31 protein-coding genes and 2 pseudogenes are annotated in these 25869 nt (G+C 36.1%); 29 read left to right on the top strand and 4 right to left on the bottom strand.

Annotated elements, in window-relative coordinates; all coding sequences use genetic code 11:
• Window positions 1–359: 359 nt before the first annotated feature.
• The 17 genes from T498_RS0112740 (at window position 360) to T498_RS0112660 (ending at window position 13115) form a co-directional block, all read left to right on the top strand.
• Entirely contained in the window at window positions 360–767 is a 408-nt protein-coding gene (locus T498_RS0112740; protein WP_028236252.1) for a hypothetical protein, read from the top strand.
• A gap of 20 nt (window positions 768–787) precedes the next feature.
• Window positions 788–1543 carry a metallophosphoesterase gene (locus tag T498_RS0112735; protein WP_028236251.1) on the top strand — a complete coding sequence of 252 codons (756 nt, stop codon included), beginning with the start codon at window positions 788–790 and terminating at the stop codon, window positions 1541–1543.
• A 77-nt stretch (window positions 1544–1620) separates the two neighbouring features.
• The gene (locus tag T498_RS15815; RefSeq protein WP_028236250.1) at window positions 1621–2109 is read left to right on the top strand and encodes an SLOG family protein; all 489 of its coding nucleotides are present in this window, start codon (window positions 1621–1623) and stop codon (window positions 2107–2109) included.
• Window positions 2110–2299: 190 nt separating this feature from the next.
• Window positions 2300–2533, top strand: a complete 234-nt coding sequence (locus T498_RS0112725) for a hypothetical protein (protein ID WP_028236249.1) — start codon at window positions 2300–2302, stop codon at window positions 2531–2533.
• Window positions 2534–2566: 33 nt separating this feature from the next.
• Window positions 2567–2734 (top strand): hypothetical protein, encoded by a 168-nt coding sequence (locus T498_RS16805; RefSeq protein WP_155951074.1) that lies wholly within the window; start codon window positions 2567–2569, stop codon window positions 2732–2734.
• The gene (locus tag T498_RS0112715; RefSeq protein WP_028236248.1) at window positions 2721–3212 is read left to right on the top strand and encodes a hypothetical protein; all 492 of its coding nucleotides are present in this window, start codon (window positions 2721–2723) and stop codon (window positions 3210–3212) included. The genes T498_RS16805 and T498_RS0112715 overlap by 14 nt, the downstream gene beginning before the upstream one ends.
• A gap of 42 nt (window positions 3213–3254) precedes the next feature.
• Window positions 3255–4553: a YqiA/YcfP family alpha/beta fold hydrolase gene (locus T498_RS0112710; protein WP_028236247.1), complete on the top strand. Its 1299-nt coding sequence runs from the start codon at window positions 3255–3257 to the stop codon at window positions 4551–4553.
• 18 nt (window positions 4554–4571) lie between these two features.
• Entirely contained in the window at window positions 4572–5525 is a 954-nt protein-coding gene (locus tag T498_RS0112705; protein WP_028236246.1) for a hypothetical protein, read from the top strand.
• Window positions 5526–5600: 75 nt separating this feature from the next.
• Window positions 5601–7199, top strand: coding sequence for a hypothetical protein (locus tag T498_RS0112700; protein ID WP_028236245.1), 1599 nt, complete (start codon window positions 5601–5603; stop codon window positions 7197–7199).
• A 672-nt stretch (window positions 7200–7871) separates the two neighbouring features.
• A complete protein-coding gene (amrS, locus tag T498_RS0112690; protein WP_028236243.1) occupies window positions 7872–8708 on the top strand; it encodes an AmmeMemoRadiSam system radical SAM enzyme in 837 nt (278 codons plus the stop codon).
• Between the two features lie 13 nt (window positions 8709–8721).
• Window positions 8722–10107: an AmmeMemoRadiSam system protein A gene (gene amrA, locus T498_RS0112685; protein ID WP_028236242.1), complete on the top strand. Its 1386-nt coding sequence runs from the start codon at window positions 8722–8724 to the stop codon at window positions 10105–10107.
• A gap of 10 nt (window positions 10108–10117) precedes the next feature.
• Window positions 10118–10681: a GNAT family N-acetyltransferase gene (locus tag T498_RS0112680; protein WP_028236241.1), complete on the top strand. Its 564-nt coding sequence runs from the start codon at window positions 10118–10120 to the stop codon at window positions 10679–10681.
• Window positions 10682–10695: 14 nt separating this feature from the next.
• Window positions 10696–10911, top strand: coding sequence for a hypothetical protein (locus T498_RS0112675; protein WP_028236240.1), 216 nt, complete (start codon window positions 10696–10698; stop codon window positions 10909–10911).
• Window positions 10912–10924: 13 nt separating this feature from the next.
• Window positions 10925–11293 carry a zinc ribbon domain-containing protein gene (locus tag T498_RS0112670; RefSeq protein WP_028236239.1) on the top strand — a complete coding sequence of 123 codons (369 nt, stop codon included), beginning with the start codon at window positions 10925–10927 and terminating at the stop codon, window positions 11291–11293.
• Between the two features lie 49 nt (window positions 11294–11342).
• On the top strand, window positions 11343–11468 hold the full coding sequence (locus T498_RS17125; protein ID WP_256380495.1) for a hypothetical protein: 126 nt from the start codon (window positions 11343–11345) through the stop codon (window positions 11466–11468).
• 39 nt (window positions 11469–11507) lie between these two features.
• Entirely contained in the window at window positions 11508–12194 is a 687-nt protein-coding gene (locus T498_RS16800) for a flavodoxin family protein (RefSeq protein WP_197019966.1), read from the top strand.
• A gap of 87 nt (window positions 12195–12281) precedes the next feature.
• Entirely contained in the window at window positions 12282–13115 is an 834-nt protein-coding gene (locus T498_RS0112660; RefSeq protein WP_028236238.1) for a hypothetical protein, read from the top strand.
• Here T498_RS0112660 and T498_RS16795 read toward each other — a convergent pair.
• Window positions 13017–13928: a PIN domain-containing protein gene (locus T498_RS16795; RefSeq protein WP_155951072.1), complete on the bottom strand. Its 912-nt coding sequence runs from the start codon at window positions 13926–13928 to the stop codon at window positions 13017–13019. The two genes, T498_RS0112660 and T498_RS16795, sit on opposite strands and share 99 nt — an antisense overlap.
• Window positions 13929–14137: 209 nt before the next feature.
• Here T498_RS16795 and T498_RS0112655 point away from each other — a divergent pair, with 209 nt between their 5' ends.
• The 4 genes and pseudogenes from T498_RS0112655 (at window position 14138) to T498_RS0112640 (ending at window position 15897) form a co-directional block, all read left to right on the top strand.
• Complete coding sequence (locus T498_RS0112655; protein ID WP_028236237.1) at window positions 14138–14425, top strand: Dabb family protein; 288 nt, start codon at window positions 14138–14140, stop codon at window positions 14423–14425.
• Between the two features lie 41 nt (window positions 14426–14466).
• Entirely contained in the window at window positions 14467–14679 is a 213-nt protein-coding gene (locus T498_RS0112650; protein ID WP_028236236.1) for a hypothetical protein, read from the top strand.
• A gap of 7 nt (window positions 14680–14686) precedes the next feature.
• Window positions 14687–14890 (top strand): annotated as a pseudogene (locus T498_RS15800) (DUF4186 family protein); the annotation flags it as partial.
• Window positions 14891–14934: 44 nt separating this feature from the next.
• Window positions 14935–15897: a hypothetical protein gene (locus tag T498_RS0112640; RefSeq protein ID WP_155951071.1), complete on the top strand. Its 963-nt coding sequence runs from the start codon at window positions 14935–14937 to the stop codon at window positions 15895–15897.
• Here the strand turns inward: T498_RS0112640 and T498_RS0112635 are convergent.
• Entirely contained in the window at window positions 15885–16778 is an 894-nt protein-coding gene (locus T498_RS0112635) for a LysR family transcriptional regulator (protein WP_022762002.1), read from the bottom strand. The two genes, T498_RS0112640 and T498_RS0112635, sit on opposite strands and share 13 nt — an antisense overlap.
• Window positions 16779–16905: 127 nt before the next feature.
• Here T498_RS0112635 and T498_RS0112630 point away from each other — a divergent pair, with 127 nt between their 5' ends.
• The 6 genes and pseudogenes from T498_RS0112630 (at window position 16906) to T498_RS17310 (ending at window position 21260) form a co-directional block, all read left to right on the top strand.
• Window positions 16906–17943, top strand: coding sequence for a YeiH family protein (locus T498_RS0112630; protein ID WP_028236234.1), 1038 nt, complete (start codon window positions 16906–16908; stop codon window positions 17941–17943).
• An 87-nt stretch (window positions 17944–18030) separates the two neighbouring features.
• Window positions 18031–18768, top strand: a complete 738-nt coding sequence (locus T498_RS0112625; protein ID WP_028236233.1) for a NifB/NifX family molybdenum-iron cluster-binding protein — start codon at window positions 18031–18033, stop codon at window positions 18766–18768.
• A 583-nt stretch (window positions 18769–19351) separates the two neighbouring features.
• Window positions 19352–19621, top strand: coding sequence for a type II toxin-antitoxin system RelB/DinJ family antitoxin (locus T498_RS0112620; RefSeq protein ID WP_028236232.1), 270 nt, complete (start codon window positions 19352–19354; stop codon window positions 19619–19621).
• Window positions 19621–19880 (top strand): annotated as a pseudogene (locus T498_RS15795) (Txe/YoeB family addiction module toxin). The gene T498_RS0112620 and the pseudogene T498_RS15795 overlap by 1 nt, the downstream one beginning before the upstream one ends.
• A gap of 751 nt (window positions 19881–20631) precedes the next feature.
• Complete coding sequence (locus T498_RS0112605; RefSeq protein WP_028236231.1) at window positions 20632–21156, top strand: SDR family NAD(P)-dependent oxidoreductase; 525 nt, start codon at window positions 20632–20634, stop codon at window positions 21154–21156.
• The gene (locus T498_RS17310; RefSeq protein ID WP_081779768.1) at window positions 21144–21260 is read left to right on the top strand and encodes an SDR family oxidoreductase; all 117 of its coding nucleotides are present in this window, start codon (window positions 21144–21146) and stop codon (window positions 21258–21260) included. Before T498_RS0112605 ends, T498_RS17310 begins: the two co-directional genes overlap by 13 nt.
• 293 nt (window positions 21261–21553) lie before the next feature.
• Here T498_RS17310 and T498_RS0112600 read toward each other — a convergent pair whose 3' ends face one another.
• Complete coding sequence (locus T498_RS0112600; RefSeq protein ID WP_028236230.1) at window positions 21554–22867, bottom strand: IS30 family transposase; 1314 nt, start codon at window positions 22865–22867, stop codon at window positions 21554–21556.
• A 157-nt stretch (window positions 22868–23024) separates the two neighbouring features.
• Here T498_RS0112600 and T498_RS0112595 point away from each other — a divergent pair, with 157 nt between their 5' ends.
• Complete coding sequence (locus T498_RS0112595) at window positions 23025–24227, top strand: MFS transporter (protein WP_028236229.1); 1203 nt, start codon at window positions 23025–23027, stop codon at window positions 24225–24227.
• A 325-nt stretch (window positions 24228–24552) separates the two neighbouring features.
• The gene (locus T498_RS0112590; RefSeq protein WP_028236228.1) at window positions 24553–25617 is read left to right on the top strand and encodes a tyrosine-type recombinase/integrase; all 1065 of its coding nucleotides are present in this window, start codon (window positions 24553–24555) and stop codon (window positions 25615–25617) included.
• Here the strand turns inward: T498_RS0112590 and T498_RS0112585 are convergent.
• Window positions 25614–25868 carry a TIGR03905 family TSCPD domain-containing protein gene (locus T498_RS0112585; RefSeq protein ID WP_028236227.1) on the bottom strand — a complete coding sequence of 85 codons (255 nt, stop codon included), beginning with the start codon at window positions 25866–25868 and terminating at the stop codon, window positions 25614–25616. The genes T498_RS0112590 and T498_RS0112585 overlap by 4 nt on opposite strands.
• Window position 25869: the final 1 nt, after the last annotated feature.

Raw genomic sequence — 25869 nt, 5'->3', positions numbered from 1 at the left:
CACCGAAAGGTCTCATGATTGCAACCATACTTTTTCCCTTAGAAACATCGATACCTACTGCGTTCATAAATTTGTCACTCCTTAAGATTATTGCAATGGATAAGTACCAGTTTTACTCATTGCCTATTCTATCTACTGTGGTGTGACACGAACGTACCCAAGGCAGTTCAACCTGCATAAAACGAACGCTGCAAATGAGGAGCTGGTTATCAGTCTATTTAACGGACGCTAAGTCCAAGAAGGAAGGCCGACATACCGATTGCTCCACCATTATACAGCTAAGCAACAAGATGGATAATTCCTTACTGGCTGTAAGGGGTATTAACCATAAATATATTGTAGTAGATGGAGTATCTGAAATGAAAAAAGGAATCTTCTGGTGGAAAAAGGTCTACGGTGACGATAATCTGTATTATTACAATTTATATCCTGTGATGGTTGAGTGTGACATCAATGGTACCCCTCTGGAAAAAGCCTATTTCAGCTCGAAATCTGGAGAAAACTATAATCATAAGATAGAATGGGAAAAACAAAAGGATTCTAACAAACATACATACAATTATTACCCTCGTGGCAGAGTTGAAATTAAAAATGGCAAGGTAAGAATATTTGCAAATCCTATAATTTTTGAAGATGATGAATCAAAAGAACTTATTATCAAGACTTTTGATTTGCAGGCAGTCGCAGATAATATAAAATGGATTACAGATAATTCCAAGCATTATAAATATTGTTATGATGCAACGGGATGGAATTGGGGTAATTAGTTTTGGAGGTACCTTCTGATATGATTTTTGTAACAGGCGATTGTCATTCGGATTTTAGAAGATTTAGTACTAAGAATTTTCCAGAGCAAAAAGAAATGACTAAAGACGATTATGTCATTATCTGTGGAGATTTTGGCGGAGTCTGGGCAAAAGATGAGGAATCACGTCAAGAAAAGTACAATATGGATTGGCTAGAGGATAAGCCGTTTACTACTCTTTTTATTGATGGAAACCATGAAAACTTCGACAGATTATATTCATATCCAGTTGAAGTTTGGCATGGTGGAAAAGTTCATAAGATAAGGGATTCTGTAATTCATTTGATGAGAGGGCAAATCTTTCTAATTGATGACAAAACGTTCTTTACCTTTGGTGGAGCCAGCAGCCATGACATAGATGGTGGAATTCTAGATGTGAATATGCCTGACTTTCATAAGAAAAAGAAACATCTAGATAGGGAATGGATTCCATATCGTATTAATCATATTAGCTGGTGGGAACAAGAACTGGCAAGCACAGAGGAAATGGCAGAGGGATTGGATAGCCTACGTAAATACGATAATACTGTTGATTTTATCGTTACACATTGCTGTGCTTCATCTACTCAAGCAATGTTTAGCTTTGGTAAATATAAACCAGACAAACAAACTAATTATCTTGAAGATATAAAACAAAGTGTTAGTTTTAAAAAGTGGTTTTTTGGTCATTACCATGATAATAAGCAGTGTTCTGCTGAGGAGTTACTGCTTTACGAACAAATAATAAGAATCTTGTAACAAATCTTAGAGATGGGAATAATTTTGCCCATCTCTTTTTTTATACTAATGTTACAAAAAAAGTAAAGGAGAGGTATATGTTGAAGATAGACATAGAACGAGCTGTATCGTTTACAGGGCACAGGCCGGAACGCCTGGATATGCCAGAAGATAAAGTCCAGGAATGGCTTGAATATCAAATTAGAAAGGCTGTAGCTGATGGTTATACCGATTTTATTTCTGGTATGCAAAGAGGTGTGGATCTTTGGGCTGCTGAGATTGTGCTTAAAGTCAGGAGCGAGATGAAAAATAAAGGAATCAGACTTTTCTCAGCTGTGGCATTCCGTGGTATGGAAAATAGATGGGAGAAGGAATGGCACAAAAGATATCATGCTGTTCTAAAGGCGGCTAACGGGGTAACTTTTGTATGTGACAGACCTGGTAGGAGTGCATTTTTTAAACGCAATGAATGGATGGTAGATCATTCCAAACGATTAATTGCGGTTTATACAGGAGCACCTGGAGGAACGAAAGAAACAATTCAATATGCTAAGCAACACCGCAAAGATATTGTTTTGATAAGGTAAGAAAAAAGAATGAATTTACGGTGTATAACCAACGCTATAGATGAGTTACTGCTATAAGAACAAATGAAAAGAATTTTATAACAAATCATAGAGATGGGAGTATTTTTACCCATCTTTTTTTTTATATTTATATTACCAAACAGGTAGATATAAATTTTTTAGAGAATTGTAGTTTTAGGAGGTAGTACGTATGAGAAAACATGATGTGAATGAAATAAATCTTCAAGTAGATGAAGTGGAATTTATAGGAGATGGATTACTCATTTCTTGGAGTTCTAGTATAGGTTTTGGACAGTATGATATCAGTTATTCTTCAGAGTTTGGTTGGACTATTTCTTCAGAATGCATGGATAGTAATGAAGATAAAGCTTTTGGCAAGAAATTGCTTGAATTAATCATTGATAAAGCAAAAGTTATAGATTAGTGAAAACAAGCATTTAAACAAGGAGGTTTGAGTATGAGTAATAACAATAATGGCCCCAAAAACTTCGACGAATTTATGGAAATATTAAATCGCGTAGGTATTAGAAGAATTGTTGTTGTCGATGATGCTAGAACTGTTTCACATGAAGATATAGTTGGAATGTTTGATGAATTGGAGAGTGAGAGAAATGAATCATCATAAATATATAGAGAAGCTGGAAACAAAAAATGATATAACTCTTCATTATCAGTGTGAGCCAGGAGATGGAGGTATGGGTTCCTATTCGAAGGGGGATATTAAAAAATTTAAGAATCAAGTTAAAGAATACGGTTTTGATGAGCGAGAAACGTATGAATTATGGCAATCAGCAGCTATTTGTCTTTACGAACGTATGAAAATGTTTTTGAAAATAGCGCCTAAGGTGGTTGATTATACATCCTATACCTTTAATATTCCTATTCTTATTGAAAACACTAAGAAGGAGAGAAAGATTACAAGTAACTATTTTCATAAGCTCTATTGCAATTCAAAGCAAATAGGTGCCATGGAGACAATGACAGATTATCTAGAAAAGGGGCTTGTGCTTACAGCTAGCTTTTCAACAAAAGAAAAAGGTATGGAATATCTGCAGGCAGCATTTGAAATATTCACATTAATCATGCCAGCAGTATGGTGGTAATTAAGGGGGAATTATGCTGTAAGAAAGGATGGTAATGAAGGAATGTTAATATTAAATTTATGTGATTATAAGGATGATAGTAAGAACATTTACTATAATGAGCTATTAAAGTATTTCGATAATACGATGATAGATTCAATTCCGTTTGACATTAATTCAAATCCTGCTGAAATACTAATTAGTATCATGACACAAAACTATGATTTAATTGTAGGTCATGGCTTTGGTGGCGTGCTTGCTGTTTATCTTGGCATGGTTACTAAAACTAGAACAATTCTTATCAATCCATCGTATCCAGCTTCTAGATATTGGAATAATCAACTTTCAAATTATAAATATAAGCAAGTAATAGAAAAGAATATACAAAACGCTATTGTATGGTTAAACAAAAAAGAAGATGCTTTAAGTAATATCCATATAATTCTCGGTCGAGATGATGACATCACTGATACATCAACTACTAATAAATATTTTGTTGAGTGTAACTGCCTTTATGTAGATGAAGGGCATTGGCCTATAGGTGAAGATTTTTCTAAAATCTTTAAGAATCTAGTTTTGGAAGATTCTGCTGAAAATGATTGTAAAGCCTATCTGGAAAAACAAAAAGACACTGAAACGTACAACATATTTAAAAATTTTGCAATTGGAAAAAAAGATTATTCTCTTTTGTATTTGTATACGTATGGGGAAGAGTCCTTAGCTCGGATGAGCAGAGTGGCTAGATGTTTATGTAATAATACTTTGGAAGATAATTTGAATGGAAAAATGAAATATATGACGTTTGACCAGCTGGAAGATGAGATTTCAAAAGTAAAAGAAAAAATTAAAGCAGTTTCATTTCTTGTTATTGATCATGTAACAGGAATGCTCCTAACAGAAAATACTAAAAAATGCTTTTGGAGTGTTTGTAAAGATATATTAGATAACAACGGTCGTGTTTTGATACTCTCTGATGAAGAAGGACAATATCTTTTTGAAGGTGATAGAACGCTACTTGATTTAATATATTCAGGATATAATGCTTTCTTTGAGGATGATAATTATTCCAGGGTAGGAAAAAGTATTTCTATTGATGGAAAAAGTATAAAACCGGATTCATCGATACATAGGGTTATTATTGATGAATTAGATACAAAGCATGGAAACATTGTAATTAAATGGCATTCATCAGAATTACAGAACCAGATTTTATATGTTTATTTTAAAGATGGTAACTGGTATATAGATAATCAAGAAAATAAGCTCGAAAAAAATATAGCAACTATTGTTCTAGAGAAAGCTTGCGCTATATTTGTTGAGAAGACAACGGTAAGTAAATATGACGGTCATAACTTTTTTTAGAGGGGAGTTGATGCACAAATGTGTATGCGTTTAACAGTGTACAAGATGATAGAAGCTGTCCTTAATCGAATAACGGCAAGAAGAGAATTTGCAATTATAACAAATGCAGAAAAAATAGATCTAAAATATGCCTATGAATATAAAGAAATTATATTTTTGAGTGATGATTCTGGAAAGGGTAAATATTTATATTTAGGAGACACTGTACTCAGTCGGGCGTGTTTTGACAAAGAAATATGTCTCTCTAAAATTTTGGAGCAGTATCCTAAATTAGAAGGGCAAGATGTGATATTCCCTACACTGAGAGAGTTGTACAAAATAGCTGAAGGGAAAAGAATAGAACTTATATTTGAAGAGGAGAATCGAACAATTGCCAACAAAAAATGGATAAATAAATACCTTCAAATAGGTACTAACAAGGACGAATGGTATATGACAGACGATTTTTCATCAGTAAATTTTCTGTTTAGAAAAATCACAAATAAGAACAATAATTCTGTAAATATTCCTAAAATTGTAGATCCAGCCCAATTTGAACTATACGATAGATTAACCAATTATTTTTATGATATGAACCGTGAATGGCACTACGGAGACGCCTTTAGTATTGAGTATTCTATTGAATACGCAGAAACAGTGTATCGCTATTTTCTAACATATTTTTATTCGAATCATAATTGGAATGCTGATCCTGCAAATATTTATAATATATGCTTCACAGCCATGATTCTACCTGGAGAGTGCAAAAATGAAGATGTTAGATTCCTACATCCATCGAAAATAACATTTTCTAGGGATTCTGGTGATGAATATATGCTGGAGTGTATGACTATGGATAATGATGTATCCATAAAATTTACTAGCGATGGAGTACAGGCAGTAGGAGATGTTGCTGGAAATAGGATATATGAAAACCCTATTGCTTTAATAAGATGGATGCATTCGTTTCATCTAGAAATAGAATTGACATAGAGGAACATATAGGGACTAAATAATGTATCCTAGGAAATGAAACATAATTAGAAAGTAATAATTGAATGAGAATATATGAATGTATTTATTTTTGGAACAAATGACCTTAGTCAAGTAATTTCTGATGAATGGGTACTTCCTGCTAATTTACGTAGTTTCATCGATGAGCTTATATCTTTCGAAGATACTATATTGGTAGGTGATTGTGGTGGAATTAATAAAATAATTCAAAATTACTTGGCAGCTGTTAGATATAAAAATGTTACAGTCTATGGTTCTAGAACCAATCAATGCCCTAAATGCAAATCTGGTTATTGGCAGGAAAAGATTTTTACAAATAATAATAAAGCAGAATCTGTGCAACAAATAGATAGGGATTTTAAAATGGTAGAGGATGCGGATGTGGGGCTTGCAATTTGGGATGGCAAAAGTGATGAAACATTTTTAAGGATGTTCTATTTAAGTCTGTTAAAAAAACCGTGTGAATTATATCTTTTAAATGACGAAAGATGGATAGTAATAAACACCCCGAGTGATTTAAAAAGATATGTTGGTAAACCTAATGCACTTACGAATTTTGATATACGTAGGATTTTAAACTATTGTGATTTTTCAGTTGAAATGGTAGACTTTCTTGCTCCAGAATTAGCTAAAGAGCCATTTCTTTTGTTGGAAATCATTAGTAGGGCTCCGATTACGCTTGATAAGAAGCTTTTTATCTTTAATTTAATGGAAAATAAGAGAAATCTGAAGTATGAAGTGTTTGCATTTGTAGAAAAAAATGTACATTCGGGAAATAATATGAAAACTATCAAACATGATATTCTTGCATTGGCTGAATTTGGCGGTGACGAAACAATCTGGAAAGAATTATGTGACAGACGGAATACCCTATTAGACGCAATACATTTTATTGTTGGTGATTTTGATCAGAATATCCCACGGATGCTTTTTAGTGAATGGTACGATACTGATGAACTACATCTTAAATCTGCTCCGATGGGTTTATTCTATTCTGAAAGAGCAATCGAAGAATACATTGAAAATGAAGAACTAGATAATGATACTGATGAAGGATATTATCGCATGGAGGCGTGGGATAACTACGATGTTAATTGGGAAAGACCTCGATATGATTATTATTACTATAGGGGGAAAATATGTTGGTTTGAAAAGCTGATACCAGAGAAACAAGAGCATGGGAATACATATTATATGCCCGAAAACTGTGAATTTGGTGCTGGAAGTATTGATCTTGATTTTAGAACACCTTATAAGCCAGGAGACATTGTTTTAATAGATTGTCGTCCATTTGGTCCTCCTTTCCATGCGATGATATTGGAATCAAGAGACCAATTTGATTGTTGTTTTCCTAATATTGTTTTTCAATATCCAGGAACCAACGAGTGGAGCTTAACTCCACTTAAGCACAGAAGATTATATAAGGATATTGAATGGCACACATATGAGCCGAAGCTATCTCCTCTTTATCGATTGAGAAAAATCAGTGATGAGGAGATAACTGAGGAAGATGTTAAACTTCTTGACCTGAGTAGCATTATCTCTGGCAGTGAGGAAAAGGCAGGTAAGGTTTGGGATAATTGGTGTTCCCCAGCAGGAGATGACATATTAAATTGGGAGCAAGTATTAGAGGTATTTGCACTGGTAAGGTAGGGGCGTTGATATGGTTTCAGATATCCATGGTTATTATGATCTTTTTTGAAGGAATTGTCGGAGATTGGTTTTTCTAATCAGTACTTTTTGTGGTGTCTTGGAGATGCAATAGACAGAGACCCAGATAGTATTCAGATTCTTCAATACATAATGAAGCATAATAACGTGGACCTTTTGATTGGAAATCATGAGCTCATGTTTCTTAACTCAGTAGATTATAAAGATGCGGCAGTTTGTAATGGAAAGGACGCTTGCCTCTGGCTGGATGCGAATGGCGGGCGAATCACGTTCTATCTTTACAAATCAATAAACAAAGTGTCGCATAAAGCGACACATAGTAAGAGTTAAAGGAGCTGGCTAAAGATTTCAGTTTGTCGCAGACTTGTCGTCTGCGGTAATTAGAATTCGGCGGTCAACAGTATATGGGGGACACATTTTTTCACGCTCTCTTTTATGTTATTTATGTAGCAATTAATCGAAAGGACAGGAGTAAGATTTTATAAGGTCTTCCTCCAGTTTTTCTATTTTAATAGATATAAGGGAGGATAAAATATGTCACTTAATAACAGCTCTAAATTTACTTTTGCCATTATTCTATATCTAACTATATTAAAAACTGATAATATAACATCATAGACAATTAATTAGTGTAACTAATCGGGGGATATAGTTATGGCAAAATGTAACCTTTGTTTCAGACAATGCAACATTGCCGATGGAAGCTTTGGCTTTTGTGAGGTAAGGACGTGTAAGAATGGCTCAGTCATCTCTGATAATTATGGAAAGCTAACATCTATTGCTTTAGATCCAATAGAAAAGAAACCTTTAAATCGTTTTTTTCCAGGTAGCATGATACTTTCTGTTGGAAGCTATGGCTGTAACTTAAGATGTCCTTTTTGCCAAAACTATCATATTTCATGGGGTGATGAGGTAGCATCTTTTAAAAGAAAAGCAACATATGTTTCACCAGCTGAACTTGTAAGAGTAGCAGAAGAACAAAAAGCAAGTGGAAATATTGGTGTAGCCTTTACATATAATGAACCACTTATTTCTTATGAGTACGTGCTTGATACGGCAAAGCTTTTAAAAGAAAAGGGCTTGAAAACCGTTCTTGTAACAAATGGAATGGCAGATGTTGAGACTGTAAGAGAGCTCTTTGACTACATTGATGCCATGAACATAGACTTAAAAGGTTTTACAGACCATTACTATGAAGATATTTTACTTGGAAATCGAAAGATGGTAATGGAGTTTATAAAAGAAGCTGTAAAGCACTGCCATGTGGAGCTAACCACATTAGTGATACCAAACGAAAATGATTCAGACGAGGAAATGGATGAACTTAGTTCATGGATTGCATCACTAGATAAAAACATACCGCTTCACATATCTAGGTTTTTTCCTAGATTTCATATGACATATAAAGAAGCAACACCAGTTGATACTATATATCATCTAAAATCTATAGCTGAAAAGCATTTGACATACGTTTATACAGGAAACTGTTAAGGGGGAAACGACTATGGCAATAGAAGCAGCATTTATGGTTCCACATCCACCACTAATTGTCCCAGCTGTTGGAAGAGGTGGTGAAAAACAAATTCAAAAAACAACTGATGCTTATGAAAGAGTAGCTGATGAAATAGCAAAGATTGCACCTGAAACTATTATTATCACAAGCCCACATAGCATCATGTATTCTGACTATTTCCATATTTCTCCAGGTAATGGTGCGAAAGGTTCATTCGCTAGTTTTAATGCACCAGAGGTTTCTTTTAACGAAGAGTATGATGAGAAGTTAGTGGAAGCAATTAATGATATTGCTTATGAAGAAAACTTCCCTGCTGGAACTTTAGGTGAACGAGACCCAGAGCTTGATCATGGCACCATGGTTCCTCTATGGTTTATAAGAAATAAATATAAGGGTGGCAAAATAGTTAGAATCGGTCTATCTGGACTTGGCTTACTTGATCATTATCGCTTCGGGCAAATGATTCAAAAAGCTGTAGCTGATACAAATAGAAGAGTAGTCTTCGTGGCCAGTGGCGATTTATCTCACAAATTACAAGACTATGGACCTTATGGTTTTTCAAAGGAAGGGCCAGTTTATGATGAAAGAATCATGGATGTGGCAAAACGTGCTGCCTTTGATGAAATGTTTGATTTCAAAGAAGATTTCTGTGAAAAGGCTGCCGAATGTGGGCATCGTTCATTTGTTATTATGGCAGGTGCATTAGATGGAAAAGAGATTAAAGCTGAAGTCTATTCTCACCAAGATGTTACTGGAGTAGGTTATGGTATTGCATCCTTTTATCCCATAGGTGAAAACGATGAGCGCCATTTTAGAGAGCACTATATAACAAAGCTAAAAGAATCCATAAGTGAAACAAATCATTCCTCTGATGCATATGTCAACTTAGCATGGCAGTCATTAAAAAGCTACATTTTAAACAACAAGGTGCTTGATTTACCAAAGGATTTACCGAGTGAATTAATAGAAAAACAGGCTGGTGCCTTTGTATCCATTCATAAATCAGGTCGCTTAAGAGGCTGCATTGGAACCATCCTTCCTACTACAAGCTGTGTAGCAGAAGAAATAATTCAAAATACTATTAGTGCATCAACAAGAGATTCTAGATTTAATCCTATAAGTCCAGAGGAAATACCTGATTTAGAAATAAATGTCGATGTACTTTCTGATCCAGAGCCTATCAACTCACCTGATGAATTAGACGTAAAAAAATATGGCGTAATAGTGAGTAGCGGACATAAAAGAGGATTACTTCTTCCGGATCTAGATGGAGTAACTTCTGTAGCACAACAAATATCTATTGCAAGGCAAAAGGGTGGTATATCTGAAAATGAACCAATCAGTCTGCAAAGATTTGAGGTGATTAGACATATATAAGGAAATAATAATGCAACTTAAACTACTTGATTCAACAGAAATATCAAACCTTTATCACGATCATATGGTAATCGATTTTCCAAAGGATGAGTTAAAGCCACTAAACATGATTCTTAAATCGGTGAAAGAGAGCTTCTACGATTGCTTTGGTCTGTACGATGAAGAAGAAATGGTTGGCTATACCTTTATGGTAAAGCTAGATAATAGCTATTTAATAGATTACATTGCTATCTTTCCAGAATGTAGAAATAAAGGCATCGGTGCAAACCTTCTTGCTATAATAGATGATTATCTTGAAAACGCTGATAGAATCTTCGGAGAAGTAGAAGACCCTGCATATACAAAGGAAAAATCTCAAAAAGAACTTCAAAGTAGACGCCTAAATTTTTATCTGCGCAATAACTGTAGAGATACCGGTCGTCGCGTGGATTGCTTTGGAGTAAAATACATAATCTTAGAAGCTGGAAAGATTCAGTTTGAGAATAAGGATGACGTTTGGAATCTATATGAAAAATTCTATAGAAGTTTTCTACCAGAGGATAAGTTCAATAAAAATATTATGAGATTAAATTAGGAGCCACAAATCTTATGTTTTTCAAGAAAAAAGTAGAAAAGAAAACATACGATAAAACCACAAAGAAACCTGTAATTAAAGCTAGCATTTGCACTGGCGAACACGTAGCTGGATTTAAGGATATTACAACAGGTTCCTTTGAGGAAATAATGCTTATAAAAGACCAAGATGATTTAGCTGCATTTAAGGCAATGTATGATATTAAAGAAGAAATAGAAAAGATTTACTAAAGGAAGAATCGTTATGTTTTTTATTATGGGAATTACTGATGGTCGCAAAGACTTTGACTTTAGCCAAACTGTCATATGCGATAGTTGCGGAAAATATGGAAGATATCAGGTCTTCATGCTCTATACAGTTCTGTCTCTTTTCTTTATCCCAACTTTTAAATGGAATAAAAGATATTATGTTCAGATGAGCTGCTGTGGCAGTATATACGAACTTAATCCTGAAATAGGTAAGCGAATAGCTTCAGGAGAAGACCTACAAATCAAGCCAGAAGATTTAAATAAAGTAAGCCAAGGTAGAGGCTTCTTTAAACACTGCAATAACTGTGGCTACGAGACATCTGAAGACTTTGATTTTTGCCCTAAGTGTGGAACGAGGTTTTAAATGAAAACAATTAAACACATCTTTGATGGAGAATAGGGAAATAATTAATATGGACAAAACACTAATAGTTTATTTTTCGCTGGAGGGCAATACTAGATATGTCGCTGAAGAACTTCGTGTAGGTATCGGTGCTGACGTACTAGAGTTAGTTCCTAAAAAAGAATATCCAAATTAAGGATTTAAAAAATTCTTTTGGGGCGGTAAAAGTGCTGTCATGGCTGAAACTCCTGAACTTGAGCCTTACGCTATAAATATAGACGACTATGAACGTATAGTCTTTGGCTTTCCTGTTTGGGCAAGTAACTTTGCACCACCACTTAGAACATTTATTAAAAATACACCTGTTTTAGCTACAAAGAAAATAGCAGCCTTTGCCTGCCAAAGTGGTGCTGGTGCAGAAAAAGCATTGGAAAAACTGAAAGAATGTATTGGAATCAAAGAATTTGAGGCTACTTTAGTACTTATAGACCCACTTACAAATTATGACTATAAGCAAGGCGATATGCTTGTTGCCTTTATAAAAAAACTCAATGAAGAAAAAGAACAACAAAAGAGTGCCGAATATGAAACAAAAAAATCAGAGCTTGAAAAAATAAAAGAGTCAGTAAAAGATAGGCCATCTGTAACAATAAACCAAGAACACTATGGCTATCTATATAAATGCAAAGAATGCAATAATGAGATTCTCATAAAAACTAATGAAGGTAGGTATGGAAATCTAGGACCTTTTAATTGTCCTGTATGCAATGCCCACTATTATGCCACTATAGATGATGGTGGCCCTAACCCTTTCTTATATGTCGCCAAATATGGTGAGCAGCCTGCATCATTACTTGATAGTGAAGGGCAAAAGCGTTCTGAAAAAATACCACTTTTATATCAAGAACTATCTCCTTCTTGACATGTATTTTTCCTACGTTACAATTTAGGTAAGGTAGGATCAGGCTAGGAATATTAACGCATTAGTATATATATTGGAGGAAAACCTATGAAGAAAGTGTTATATCTGCTGTTTGCATGTGTCCTGTGTAGTGCATTAATTTTTACAGCATGTTCCAAAGAGAGTCAGGAACAGCCTGATGAATCCAGCAAAACTACCGAAGCTGAAGTGACACAGGAGCAAATCGAAAAGGATATTATCGGAACATGGATAAAGTCTGAGGCTGACGGGGAATCTGTGCCGACCGATGAAAAGAGCGTATATAATATAGTTTCAGCTACAGAGGCTTATACAAGCGTATCGCTTGCTGCTGGTGACAAAGCTCCATTTTATTATAATCAAAAGAGTGAAGTAGATATCGATGGTAATGTTGTAACTATTACAACTAGGAACTCTGAGGAGGAGTCGTTTGTACACGAATTCACTATCAGTAACATAAGCGCCGATGAATTTACTGCCGATAAAAAATTCACACATACGCTAAACGGAACTGATCCGGAAGCTAAAGAATATAACGTTACCTTTGTTAAGGTAAGTGACGACTACAGCAAAGACATTCTCGGTACATGGGAGGGCCACTGTACAAGCGAAGGGTCGGTATTTGATGATGGCCAGGATCACCGCTGGGAATATAAAGACGACGGCACATTCGTTTACTACGTAAAGGACGACGAAAACTGGGTGCCAAGCGCTGACGAGATGAATGAGTATTTTGTAGCAGGAAATCTTCTTTGCACACGCTGGACAGAAAATGGTGAAGAGAATCGCGAATGGTGGGAGATATCAATTGACGGTGACAAAATGAAATGGACAGCTCTGCGCGAAGGCGAAGATGGCAAGACTTTCACTGCAAGCTTCGAGATGACAAAAGTCCAAGAATAGACAGAACAATAGTATTAGATTGAAAGACACCTCTTCGGAGGTGTTTTTTGCACTAGTTTTATCATTGCCAAGTGATTTTTGAAGTTTATTATTGTAAGCTGATGCATTTTCGCAAGATGCAAATGCATCATATACTTTCTTATAGTCTGGTGCACTTAGCTCAGCACCCTTAAGTGCAGCTCTGAGTTCAGCTTTTTGCTTTTCTGTAACATTAGGTCGAGTAGTAGTTCTAGGTTTCTTTGCCTGAGTTTTTGTTACCACTTTTTGTCGTACTGTTCTTGTGGTTGTCCTTCCTGAATTTCCAGTCCTTCTTGTGTAAGTTCTTCTTGGTCTAGCCTTTAGCTGTTCTTCAGATTTCTCTTCAATCACTTTTTCTTTTATTACAATCGACTCCTGGCGTTTTATTGAATATCCTTTTTCTGTCCAAAAATCTATTACGGCATCAAATCCTGAGTCTTTACTGATAACAAAAATTTCATCATAAGAATTCAGGCCTAACTTGTATCCAAGATATGTTGTTAATTGAAAATCTAAATAATTCTTTGCAGTCTTTTCGGCTTTTACATGCTCTATGTTTGCTGAAGAGCTAGTTATAGCTATAAGCGATTCATATGCAACTGTTTTTACCTTTGAACCATAAAAAATTATAACAATATCGTTGCTAGATAATTGATCAACACCAACAAGTCCGGCATCTGATACATTTTCATAGTCTACAAGATATAATCTCTTATTGACTCTTGATTCTTCTGTTGTAGCGCTTATATCTGATACTTTATTTTCGTTCTTTACATCCTTATTAAATAATCCCATATTAACCTCACATATTTCTATAGTTAACGGACTTATTGTATCACAGGTTTGTGTAAAAATTCTTTGTATGATCGCATACTCATACCAAAATATTTACAATTCCATGTGTTATAGTAAATATTTATAGGCTGGTATACTAGGTGGAACAAAATTCACTTAAGTGATAAACTAATAGCCATTAGAGATAGAAATTGGAGAGAATTATTTAAATGATAAAACAGGTCATAATCTGGAAGTTACAGGACAAGTGCTTTGGCCCAAACTTAGGAGCAATCAAGGCAAACATAAAGACAAAGCTTGAGGGATTAAATGGTAATATTCCAGGACTTGAAAACATTGTAGTGTGCACAGAATGTCTTAGCTCATCAAATGGCGATGTAACAGCAGAAGCCATCTTTGAGAGTGAAGAGGCTTTAAAACAATATCAAAAGCATGAGCTTCGTCTTGCTGCCACAAAGGTGCTATTGTACCTTTCGTGGATACAACAACTCATGTAGAATATGAACTATAAAATCATTTTAAAAAGGGGGTTTTTGAAATGGATGTTAAGGATATTATTACTAAGGTAGCAGGTAACAAGGACCTTTTAGACAAGCTTAAGTCTGCAGATGTTAATCAGGCAAAAGAGTTATTAGACAAAGCTGGTGTAAAGGTTGATGAAGCAGACGTAAAAAAAGTAAAAGATGCTCTAGCAGATGGAAAGATTGATATGAAAGAAATCAAGGATATCGCTGGAGGAATATTTAAGTAATAGGAACATGACAAGAGAAGAGTGGTTTGCTCAGCTGTTTACACGGCTGGGCAATTCTAAATTTAGGACAAGTTTTCATTTAAAACAAAAGGATTTAGACTATATAGAAGTAAAGGGACTAGAAACTATTAGGGAACATGCAGCTGATTTTATTGCTAAAAGAGAGGCTCCAGCTGTTATTCCTAATGATGGAAAACAAACACCGACTAAGGAGGAATCGCGATCATCACATTGATTGCATGTTTTTTATAGAATATGTATAGAGTCAAGAGAATAATACCATACGCTTGTACAGTTCTGTTAGTAGCGCTGATGACACTATTTGCAGAAACTTTAAATGAGAAGGAGATTATATTTCCTGAGATAACAGCATTAGCAGTTGGATATATGGTGGCAAAAAATAGAAGCTGGAAGGTTAATGGAAAGCGTATGCTTTCACTGATAACAGGCTGTGCAATAATAGGAGTGTGCATTGTAAGATTTGTTCCGTTTGATACGTATATCGAAGTGATTTTGGCATTCACAATCGCTCAGGTAATCTTTATGTTTTCAGGAACCACGTTTGCACCATTTGTCTCAGCAATAGTGCTCCCGGTGATGATGCATACTACAAGTATATTGTATCCTATAGCTGCATTTGTACTGACATTACTTGTAATATTGTTTCATAAACTTTTTCTATTTCAGGGAATCCGAGCAGATGAGGAATATGTTCCTGTGATGCTGAATTCCAGGGACGATATGGTAGATACTTCCATTAGAATCCTTTGTGTGACAGTAATAGCCGGTGTTGCATTCAAAACGGGTTATAGATTTGTTGTGGCCCCTCCGTTACTTGTGGCATTTACTGAGTTTTCCAGGCCAAGGAACAAAACAAGAAATATGCCAGTCAAAACGGTGGCAGTGATAACTGTGTGTGCCATAATTGGTGTGATTTCAAGATATTTCTTTGCTATTTGGATAGGGCTTCCTATTACGATTTCAGCAATTGTTGCTACAAGTGGTATGCTTATCGTTATTCATTTTACTAAGATGTATATGCCACCGGTTGGCGCTATTACCATGCTGAGCATGATAATATCTGAAAGCGTACTAATCACATATCCGATTCAGATTTTTGTAGGAAGTAGCTTGATTCTTTTTCTGTCCCGGATGATTTTCATGAGACGGCAGGATAACAAGCTTTATGAAAAAGAACATGAACTTCATGCAGAATGAGTTATAGGTTGTATTTCCTCACATATTGCACGGATCTCTTCACTGAAAACAGTATCTTTGGGCCAGATGAAGGTAAAATCATGTTTTACCCTAAAGTCGTCAAGGGGGATTGTTTTCAGATATCCGGACTGCAGTCCTGATGCAACCGCTGCTTTATATAAAAAGGTGATGCCACAATCTTTTTCAATAAGGCTTATTATGGCATGCATGTTCTCCACCTGGGTAAAATTCCTAAAATCACTTGTGGAGTAATTGTTCAGGGCAAGAGCTCTTTCCAATATATTGCGCGTTCCTGAACCGGGTTCTCTTATAAGAATTCGCTCGGGAAAGAGATCTTTTATCACGCGTGGCTTCTGATTGAAAGAGTGCTTTGCCGAACAGACAGGAACGAACTCTTCTTTGCTAAAAAGCAGCGTTTCATAATCATTTTCAGGGAAATATCCTTCTACAAGTGCAAAATCTATAACACCGTCGGAGAGTTTTTTAAGAAGCTCCGATGTGTTGCCAAATGTAATCTTAAGATTAGTATCCGGGTGATTTTTTATGTAATCACTGATCGGATCAGCAATTATGTATTCTCCTATGGTCATGGTGACACCAAAAGAGATGTCTTTTAAGCCATGGTTATTCTTTGAAAGTATTTCTTTGAGACTTTCATCATCATTTTTTATCTGATTCATTTTTTTATACAGGAGTTTTCCGTTATCAGTTAGAAAAAGTTTTTTTCCATCCTGAGTAAACAGCTTTGTCCCGTATTCATTTTCAAGATGATGTATGTGCTGAGAAACAGCGGGCTGAGTAATATTCAGCTCCTTAGACGCCTTGGTGAAATTGAGGTGCCTACAAACACATAGAAAGGTATCTATCCTGAAATCCAGCATAATCAGTCCTCCCTAACGATAAGAAATATTTATGGATATATAATAATATATAATTTTATCTTTTTCAAAAGACAGAATAGAATAAGACCTGCGAAAGAACAGATTAAAAAGAGAGAGAGGTCTTGAGATGGATTTTTTGAAAAAGAATTACATGGGAGTAATAGTATGCTTCACTATTGCAGTTCCTTCATGGCTCCTGGGAAAGCGCTTCCCTGTCGTTGGCGGAGCGGTGATTGCAATCATTCTGGGCATGATAATAGCCCTGTTCTGGAATGACAAGGGGAAGGCGGCTGATGGAATAAAGTTTACATCAAAGATAATTCTGCAGGAGGCTGTTGTCCTCCTTGGATTTGGTATGAATCTTTCGGTCGTTCTTCAGACCGGGAAACAGTCACTTCCTATAATTATCTGCACGATTTCAACATCGCTTATCCTATCATGGATTCTTCATAAGGTTATGAATATCAAAGGAAACACAGCTACTCTTATCGGAGTTGGCTCATCAATATGCGGCGGCTCAGCAATAGCAGCTACGGCTCCTGTCATTGATGCGGATGATGATGAAGTGGCACAGGCAATTTCTGTGATATTTTTCTTTAACGTGCTGGCAGCACTTCTTTTTCCTTCGCTGGGAAAGCTTATAGGTTTTGATATCACAACAGGAGAGGCTTTCGGTATTTTTGCGGGAACTGCAGTTAATGATACTTCTTCCGTCACCGCAGCTGCATCAACCTGGGATAGTATGTGGAACCTGGGGAATCAGACTCTTGATAAGGCAGTTACGGTCAAGCTTACAAGAACACTGGCTATCATACCTATTACACTGGTACTTGCGTATCTGAGGGCAAGGGAAGCAAAAAAGGATGGAAGTTCGACAAATGGCTTTAGCTTTAGAAGAGCATTTCCGATGTTCATAGTCTTCTTTGTGATTGCTTCAATTATCACAACTATTTGCTTGAGAGCAGGTGTCCCTTCTTATGTTTTTAAGCCACTTAAGGAACTTAGCAAGTTCTTTATAATAATGGCCATGGCTGCTATTGGCTTGAACAGTAACATAATCAAACTAATTAAATCAGGTGGGAAGCCGATTTTGCTTGGCGGCTTTTGCTGGATCGGAATAACAGTTGTCAGCCTTTTGATGCAGTATATAATGGGAATATGGTAAAAGAAAAGCACATAATAAATTTGACATATGTCAGTAATGATGATAAATTATAGCTGACATATGTCAAAAAAGTGGGAGGGTTCTATTGTGCCTAGATTACCAAAATGTAGAAAAATACGTGTATTTCCAGATTACTATAGCTTTGTTCCAGAGAATTCAGAGAATCCTCAGTTGGAGACAATCACCCTTACTCTAGATGAGTATGAGACTTTGAAACTTCTAGATGCTGAAGGTATGAATCAAGAGGATTGTGCAAATAGCATGGGTGTTGCAAGAACAACTGTTACAGCTATGTATGAGAGTGCTAGAAGAAAAATAGCAATTGCACTTGTAGAGGGAAAGCGAATTCGTATATCCGGTGGTAATGTAGAGATGGATAGAAACCAAGCTTTTTTTGATAATAACTTGAAATCAAAAGGAGTAAATACAATGAGAGTAGCAGTAACTTATGATAATGGAAATGTGTTTGGACACTTTGGAAGAACAGAGCAGTTCAAAGTATACGATATCGAAGATGGCAAGGTTGTTAACTCTGAGGTTGTAAGTACTAATGGTGAGGGCTGTGGCGCTCTTGCAGGTGTTCTTAATCTTGCTGAAGTAGATGTTCTTATCTGTGGTGGTATCGGCGGTGGCGCTGTAATGGCTCTTCAGGAGGCAGGCATTCAGTTATACGCAGGTGCAAGCGGGAACACTGATGAAGTCGTAAATGCATTCTTAGCCGGTACACTTGCAGCTTCAGGTGAAGCAAACTGTTCACATCATGATGAAGAACATGGTGACGGACATAGCTGCCATGGACACGGTCACGGAAGTTGCCACAATTAAATACATATAAAGTAGTAAAGGAGTTGGAGACATTATATATTCCAGCTCCTTTTATTTATGAGAGTGTCGGCAAAGTAAATGGGTGTCATTTGACACATAGTTTATAAAATAATAGCTATACATGAGCTCGCATTTGCGGGCTTTTTTGATGTCTTTTTATATTTTATGTGTCAATAGAATACTAATATTTGTGACACATAATGTATAAAAAGATGTCGTTTTGACACATAAAAAATAAAAAGCCGTCATTAATTAGGTATCATTAATTTAGAAACTATCGTGAAAGCATCGATTCTTATAATTGATGCACCAATTGTATAGGTCCCTTTGTACCTTTTTATACGTTATGTGTCACACATTTTATATGTTATGTGTCAAATGACAAATCTTCATTTAAAGAGGGCACTGCCTCAGTTTAGATATTAATCTATGCGTATAATTTAAGTTTTGCACATAAATGTTTTATTGCAACAAATGCAAGACACATCATTACATTGTAATGATGTGTCTTGCATTTTTACGCTTTTACGCTTTCATGATATAATCAAATTAAGATAATAGAAAAACTATGGAGGTTTTTAAAATGGCAAACGCAGTAAATGTTAATTTTAGAATGGACTCTGACTTAAAGAAAAATATGGAAGCACTTTGTGATGAACTTGGCATGTCTATGACAACTGCCTTTACAATTTTTGCCAAAAAAATGACTAGGGAACACAGAATTCCATTTGAAGTCTCTGCAGATCCATTTTATTCTGAATCAAATATAAGATATCTTGAAGGAATCGCAAATGATATCAAAACAGGAAAAGCTCACTTTGAGGAACATGAACTACTGGAGGCTGAAGATTAATGGGGATTCTATGGGAAGACAGAGGTTGGGATGATTATCTTTATTGGCAAACCCAAGATAAAAAGACTTTAAAAAGAATTAATTCACTAATAAAAGATGCCCAACGTGATCCATATAATGGTATTGGAAAACCTGAACCGTTAAAAAGGAAAACCTCAGTGGATTTTGGAGCCGTAGAATAAATGATGTAGACCGCCTTGTTTATGATTTTGAGAACGAAAATATACGTATAATTTCATGTCGCGGACATTATGAATAAAATATCGTTAATATACACCGCCTTAGATTGCAACTCAACTCTCAACTTAGGGCGGTGTTATTCATTATATCTATCTTTATGAACCATCTTTTGCACTCAATGCAAAAGGTTTAGCTTATTTTTGCACCCATAAATGCAATCAGGTTGTCTTATAGTTAATATAATTTATGAGGGATTAATATGAAGTCAAAAAGGTATAACTGGCTTGGAAATTTATGGCTGGTTATACCTTTTGGTGGGCAATGAGACACTATATTGAAGTCAAAAAGGTATAACTAGAGTGGAAATGTATGGCGGGTTATACCTTTTGGTGGGCAATGAGACATTATATTGAAGTCAAAAAGGTATAACCAGCGAGGGATATTATGGAAGGTTATACCTTTTAGTGAGCTATGAGACATTATATTGAATCTAAATAGGTATAACTAAGAGCAATAATTATAGATGGTTATACCTATTTATTCAGCAAGTAGAGCCTGTGAAATTTTTTTGTTACCAATTTTTGAATTGTGTGTTCATTGATGGATGAGGATTCTGTATAATTGAAGACAGTTAAATTAACAAATCTTGCAGTTTATAGGGGGCGGAATATGTTGAAATTAATTAGACCAACCAAAGAACATGGCGGAATCTATGAAAGAAGCTTTGAATTCGAAAGTCAGATGGCAGAATAATTCTATGAATTTTAAGGAGCCTTAGAGGACGGGGTTAGAGGTCCATTAAACAATCGAGATTTGATGAAGTGATATAAATGATTGATTACGGATTAAAAGATAAGGTGACTATAATTACAGGAGCAAATAATCCATGGGGGATTGGGGCAGCAACGGCTATTGCCTTTGCTCGTGAAGGTGCGAAAGTGGTTTTGGTATATAAGAAGGTAGATAGACCATTTGATGCAACGAAAATGGATAGAAATGGCGTAGATAGATATTATGGAGCAAATGCAGGAAATGCAGATGCTGTAGAATCCAAACTCAAAGAAATGGGTGCCGATTATATTGTTTTAGAAAGTGATATTTCGAACGAGGACGATGTGAAAAATGTTTATTCTATAGTTCTTGATAAATACGGACGAATTGATATTTTATTTAACAATGCTGCGACAGATGATGAAACTGGTTGCGATACTATAGAAACCATAACTTCAAAGGTGATAGATGATACATTTGCAGTTAATGTTCGTGGAAGTATTCTAATGACAAGAGAATTTATTAATCATCGTGGTGATAATGGAAGAATTATCAATATTTCAACAGATGCATCACAAATTTAATTCAACCAGAAGATATTGCAGAAACTGTTTTATTCCTTGCAAGTAAACAGGCAAGAATGATTACAGGACAGGTAATCAAAGTATCTGGTGGAAAAGCTTTGTAAATTCAATTTGTCTAACTAAAAGTTACTATACGTCATTTCCAGAGGTAAATGCAAAAAATCCTATATACCATGATTTTACAAAGGTTACTGCAAAAAATGTGGTAGCCTTTTTTAGTTGACAGGAACGGAAAAATAGTATCTAAGAGCCTTATTTTTCAATATTTAAGCATACCAAAAAGGCCTTTAACACAAGCTTTCCAGAACTTAATGCTAAATGCCTGGGTAGAATCCATATATTGCATTAAGTTCTGCAAACCGATAATTGTGTTATACTTTACTCGAATTAATTTTTATTAATACTCAGGTTTACGCAACAACCAAGGCTTTAAAACAACGTCATCACGTTCAATTTTGACAGCACTTAAAGCCTTCAAAAATTCATCACCTAGAAGAAGCTTAGCTAATTCGTATGGGGATACATTATTTAAGCTTTCACGTGGATAATTGTTGATGTGGTTCATCAAAAGATGAATGTCAGATTGGGAAAGGTCATTAAAGCTTTTCCCTTTTGGCAGAACCTGTCTAATAAACTCATGATTTCTTTCAAGCATCCCTTTTTGCCAAGAGCAATAGGGGTCACAGTAGTACAGCTTTGTTTTGATTTCTCCATTTCTATCGCATTCAATAGCATACGGATTACCAAATTCTGTCCCACGGTCAGCTAAAATAACCTGAAAGAGCTTCTGAAACAGCTTAATTCCAAGCTTATCACATATGTCATTTATAGCTTCAATTACGGCCATTTGATTGTGTTCTTTCAGAAGACATATAATCATAAATCCTGATTTACGATGTAGCATTGTCATGAAGCTGTAGCCGCCTATGGCACCTATTACAGTATCTAATTCCCAAATGTTTAAATCAGGTTTATCCTCAATGAATTTTTGAAAATCATTGTAGGTTCTCTTGAATACAAAGTCCTGGAAGCTCTTTGGTCGATTTCCGTGGCTATAGCGAGGCTTAAAACGGACTTTCCTTGGCATATCTATGTTTCTAGCGGTGAGATAGCAGCGGTCTACATATTCATAGAGAGTACTAGCTGAGCAAGGGATTTCATCCTTATGATTTGCATAAATAGTCCTTATAGATTGGCCTTTTAGAAGAAGAGGAGATACTAAGTTATCAAGTTGTTCCATTTCTTCTGCAGATAGTGTGATTCCGCCTCTAGACTCTTTGAGCTTATCTTCATAGACAATCTGAGCTCGTCTGGCTTGGTACTTGTATTTAGCGGAAAATGCACTTATGCGACAAGGATTTTCGCTGCAGCCATTGCATACATATGGAGATTTTAGTAGCTTAGGGCAAATGTATGGCTTATATTCAGGACATTTATCGCTGTTACAGTAGTCATCACAACCGCTACAAGACATATGTCTGCATTTACCGCTTTGGCATAGGTTTATGACTGTACACGCACCGGCACCAAACTGAAACTCGCATTTCTCTTTTGTAGCAGTATGACAGACATATCTATTTCTTTGTACTTCACGAACAATAGAAGAGTCAGGTCTGCCAAGCTTTTGCGCAATCTTATGGATTTTTTCTCCCTTATTTAGTAGATCTTCAATTATAGAACGTTCTTCAAATGTAAAATGTTTATTATTCATGTGATTACCTCCAAATTCTATAGGTAATCGATTTGCAGAACAGTATTAGTATAATTCTAATAAACAAATATTGGAAATATGGTAATTAAAGCTTTAATTAGATAGTCAAATCAACTAGAATAAAGACATTGATAAATCGGGATTAGTGGAGTAGAACATGGATAAAAAAAAGGCTTTGTCTGGCGCCATAACATTTATAACCCTGATGGGAATCGTAAGTCTGTTTTCGGACATGACTCATGAAGGCGCAAGAAGCATATTGGGCGAATATCTGAACCTCGCAGGGGCATCCGCTGCAACCATCGGATTTGTGTCCGGTATAGGAGAATTGTGCGGGTATTCACTAAGGCTCATATCCGGATTTATAGCAGATAAAACGAAGAAATACTGGACATTTGTTATCACAGGCTATGTAATACAGGCTCTGGCGATTCCTGCACTGGCACTCGTACCTGAACATGGCTGGATTTGGGCCTGCGGTCTTGTGATCCTGGAACGTATCGGAAAAGCGATAAAAAAGCCTGCCAAAAACACATTGGTAAGCTTTGCGGCAAGCGAGATCGGAACCGGAAAAGGCTTTGCCTATCAGGAGTTTCTGGATCAGCTTGGCGCGTTTCTCGGACCTGTACTGCTTTTTGTAACAGCTCTTGTAAAAGGTATAGACGACCTTTTTACAACGTATAGGATCTCTTTTGCGATACTGCTTGTTCCTGCAATGATCACCATAGCTCTTGTTTTGGCAGCAAAGATAAGATACCCTGATCCGGAGATCTTTGAAAAGCAGGAAGATAAACCGGCAAGCTTTGAATTCAGGAAGTCATTTGTTCTGTTCATGGCGGCCATCTGCTTTTTTGCTTTTGGCTTTGCAGACTTCACCCTGATCACACTTCATTCGGCTAATACCGGAGCATTTAATGAATCCATGCTCAGTCTGCTATATGCTGGGGCAATGGCTGTGGATGCCTTTGCTGCACTATTCTTTGGCTGGCTTTATGATAAGGTCGGGCTGAAGGCTCTGATCATTTCCACACTATGCAGTACATTCTTCTCATGTTTTGTTTTTATGACTGGAAATGCCTGGTTGATCGGAGCTGGGATAATTCTGTGGGGGATTGGAATGGGTGCGCAGGAAAGTATTATGAAAGCAGCTGTCAGCGGAATCGTCCCGCGTTCCATGCGAAGCACCGGTTTCGGAATATTTGAGACAGGATTTGGTATTGCGTGGTTTCTGGGCAGTTGGCTTCTCGGTGCCCTGTATGATTTGAATCCTGTGTATCTTGTCACTGTGTCTGTGGTATCACAGTTTCTGGCGATTGCATTTTATGCTTTATGCCTCCGGTGCAATAAGACAGAGTGCTAACAATTCAAATTTGTTTAACTAAATAAACATATTATAAGGAGCTGGTTTAGCTCCTTTAATTATGCCTATAATTTCTAGAACTAAATGCAAAAGTACTATATGTATTGCTTTTACCTGTAGAAACTTGCATTAAGTTTAAGAAATTTGCATTTACATTAAAAATTTACGTAAAAGTTACTATATCACTTGATAAAAATCGCAGAAGAGAGTAAAATATATCTATCGGATAAATATCTGTTTATCCGATAGATAGTATCAAAAAAGCCCGAAAATACGGCATTTTATCTATCACCTACTTTTTCAAATATCTGGAGGTTTTTACAATATGGGTAAAGATTCACAATTCTATAAAGACAAAACAAAGAATCAAAAAATTAAATTACGTGAACTTATATCGCAGCTTCCTAAATGCGCTGCTGATTATATTTATTCTAAAGAACAAACAACTCAGCCAAGTACTTTAATTTCATATAGCTATGATCTATTAACGTTCTTTCGATTTTTAGGAGCCTCTAACCCTACAATTGATGGTCAGGACCTCAAAAAAATTGATTACGGAGTTCTTAATAAAATTACAGCTGAAGACATTGTTGAGTATCAACGTTACCTTGAGCTTAATGTTATTGGTGAGCAACATGAAAATGACAAAAAGGCAATTGCTCGTAAAATGTCGCCACTTCGTGGTATGTTTAAATACCATCATGTTAGACACAATATTGATGATAATCCAACGGCCATGGTTGAGCTTCCTAAGCTAAAAAAAGACAAAAACATCATTAGAATGAACAATTATGAGGTTCAGGCGATTCTTGAAGCTATTGACCAAGGAAATGCATTTACATCTGAAAGGCAACGTATTTATAATCAAAAAACTCGCGGCCGTGATCTGGCAATCCTTACATTAATGCTAAATACTGGAATCCGTGTCAGTGAATGTAATGGACTTGATGTAACTGATGTAGATTTTCATGTTAATTCTTTAACAATCGTTAGAAAGGGTGGAGGCCAGGATGTAATCTACTTTAACGATGATGTAGCTACTACTTTGAAAGACTATATTAATGGTGAACGTGAGTATATTAAGCCTATTGAGGGGCATGAAACCGCTCTCTTCTATTCCCTTCAAGGCAAGAGAATCAGCGTTGATGCAATAGAAAATCTAGTAAAGAAATACGCTAAAATCGTTGTTCCTAATAAGAAAATAACACCTCATAAGCTGCGCAGCACATATGGCACTGCTCTCTATCGTGAGACCGGCGATATACGTTTGGTTGCCGATGTGTTAGGCCATGAAAATATCAATACTACCATCGATTATTACGCAGCTATCGAGGATGAACACAAGCGTCAAGCAAGAAATGCTGTAGATTTCAGTAGAAAAGACACTTAGTTTTCGCTTAATGCCTTTTCTATACCAAGAGCCAGCTGGTCTGCACAACTAGTGCCTTTAAAGCCGCAAAGGTTACCTTTTAGGATTTCAACAGTATGTGCAGCATCAGCGCCTTCAAGGAGCTTGCCTATAGCAGCTGTATTTCCGGCACAGCCACCTGTAAATTTCACATTGTAAAGTTTACCATCTTCCATATCAAAATTGATTTTACGGGCACATACGCCCTTTGGAATGTATTCATATTGTTGCATG

This window comes from Pseudobutyrivibrio sp. MD2005 (assembly GCF_000621865.1).
Classification (GTDB): Bacteria; Bacillota; Clostridia; order Lachnospirales; family Lachnospiraceae; genus Pseudobutyrivibrio.
This window is presented reverse-complemented; position numbering and strand designations above follow the sequence as displayed.